Genomic DNA, 2,113 nt, shown 5'->3' on the forward strand with positions numbered 1-2,113 from the left:
AAAAATTATATTCAGAATTACTATAATTTTGTTCGTGTCACTTTTTCTGCAAATATTTCAAACTTAAAAGAGTTGAAGTTTTATTTGAGCAATATCACTTCACATGATTCATTGATTGATAAAGGGTTAAAGCAAGTTAGTGACAATACAAAATTTAAAGATGATCGGTTTAAAATTATTAGTGAAAGCTTTTCGTTCTTGAATAAACTTCATAAAAACTATGATACTAGTGATTTTGTCATGTATTTGAGAAGTATTTATAATGAGGTTTATGTTGACAACAATGTGAATCTTTCACAGCAAAGTCAGCGCTTGACTAAGCTAGTTTATGACTATTATGGCAATAGTAAAAATAGTATTCTCAACAAAGTTAAAAGCTGGCTTCCTCAAAGTGTGAACCCAGTTGTGCGTAATAGTTTTTCGGATGTTTTTGATCAAATTGTTAGTGTTGGTTTGGCCGGTGTGAAGTATAATATTCAGGAGGTCTGGCAAGATCAATTATTGCCTTCCATTAAGAAGCTTGATCAGTATTATCCATTTGATTCGAAATCAAGCCAAATTATTAATATGAAATTTTTAGATCAAAGTATTAACCCTGTGAATGGTTATTTTTGGCAAGTGTTTAATCAGTGGTTAAAGCCATTTTTAGTTTATACACCAAATGGCTGGATTAATAATCAATCTGTGGTTAACCAAGCTCTATTATCAAAGTCACAACTCGCATTGATTAATCGAGTCAATATGATTACTAACCAGTTTTGGGATAAGAGTGGTCAGCCACAGCCGTTACAATTAATAGTTTCCCCTGGAATGATGATGAATACACAGCTTGCTGACAAGGATTTCATCAATATGAGTTTCTTAAGAATAGGCGGTAATACAATAATAGGAGTGAATGTCTCTGGAGTCAATAAACCAATTAATTACCAATGGTGGAAAGATCAAAGCTGTACGGTTGGTTATGAAACTTCGATGGGGAGTACTGTGAATATATTGAGTCGACATGTACCACTGTGCCTATTTTCTTTACTCTCTGTAGCACAGACAACCAATAATAGTTATCAGTGGCAAGATAAACAATCACAGGTAAATATTACTTACCAAGTTACAGGTTTTTGGAGTTCACATCATGACGATAAACAGTAAAAGTTTAAAGCGTGAGATTGCTTTTAATATTGACAAAGTTTATCGGCAATTCTATGCGTATACATCGCAGCTTAAAAAAAATAGACTTATAGATTTATATCATAGCTTATTTTGTAGTTTGCCCTCTTCAGCGCTTGCTCAACTGAGCCATTTAGATAGTGGGGTAGAATATAAGCTTAATAAGAGTCAGCGCTTGGTTGCATCAGGGGTGGATGGTGTGTATGAAGGGTTAAATTTATTTGAAGCATCATTGTATGAGTGTGAATTTCACCATTCTTTTAATAATGAAAAAATAGTGCTTTCACTCGAATTTAGTGAAGAGATTATTGTTGATTCAGAGTCATGTTTCCGTTTTTATTTGCAGCATGATGAAGCAATCAATAGCGTCGCTGCTTTAGCATTTTTTTAAAAGCAAGGTTTGTGGATCTCAAGTGGTTATTAATAACAATCTTGAGTTTAAGGCTCATCTTGATGTTCAAAACATTGATAGTTCACTATGTCGTAATCAGACTTTAAGGCAGTTGGTACACTCACCCCAGCATTTTTGTTTTTTTGATATAAAGGTTAATATAGCTACACCATATAAGGCAAAAATTATTGATTTTTATATTGAGCTGAGTTCCTATGAGTGTATTGGTGATATAATAAATCATTTACAATTTAACGTGCTGACATTACTTGGGCTTCATTATGCGCATGCGAGCCGTATCTATTTGAATGATGCAGACCACTATCCTATATTGTTGGGCGATAGTGGCTTTTTTTAAGCTGACTCGAGTGCATAGCCAAGGAAGTGATATATATCCTCATTATTTGTTTCATGATTCTTCAAAAATAAGCTATACGACTCATCATGATAGTTTCTCAAAGCCGACAATCGAATTTCATTATGCAGAGTGTCAGCGTGTTGATTATATCGATATCGAGTGCTTTTGTCATACAAATTTATGCAGAAAGGAGTTGAGAA

3 protein-coding genes and 1 pseudogene are annotated in these 2,113 nt (G+C 33.6%); all 4 read left to right on the forward strand.

Annotation, left to right across the window (positions count from 1 at the left end):
- The coding region (locus tag BGC07_RS16255; protein ID WP_158006994.1) for a hypothetical protein at positions 1–1,146 on the forward strand (1,146 nt) is incomplete at its 5' end.
- Positions 1,130–1,555 (forward strand): hypothetical protein, encoded by a 426-nt coding sequence (locus tag BGC07_RS16260; protein WP_069314112.1) that lies wholly within the window; start codon positions 1,130–1,132, stop codon positions 1,553–1,555. The genes BGC07_RS16255 and BGC07_RS16260, both read left to right, overlap by 17 nt.
- A 22-nt stretch (positions 1,556–1,577) precedes the next feature.
- The gene (locus BGC07_RS16265) at positions 1,578–1,913 is read left to right on the forward strand and encodes a hypothetical protein (protein ID WP_069314113.1); all 336 of its coding nucleotides are present in this window, start codon (positions 1,578–1,580) and stop codon (positions 1,911–1,913) included.
- Positions 1,900–2,113 (forward strand): annotated as a pseudogene (locus BGC07_RS22780) (hypothetical protein); the annotation flags it as partial. The gene BGC07_RS16265 and the pseudogene BGC07_RS22780, both read left to right, overlap by 14 nt.

Source organism: Piscirickettsia litoralis, assembly GCF_001720395.1.
GTDB lineage: Bacteria > Pseudomonadota > Gammaproteobacteria > Piscirickettsiales > Piscirickettsiaceae > Piscirickettsia > Piscirickettsia litoralis.

Bases quoted from the DNA above. Each gene is read 5' to 3' on its own strand.
- BGC07_RS16260 (WP_069314112.1), top strand. From the start codon at position 1,130: ATGACGATAAACAGTAAAAGTTTAAAGCGTGAGATTGCTTTTAATATT.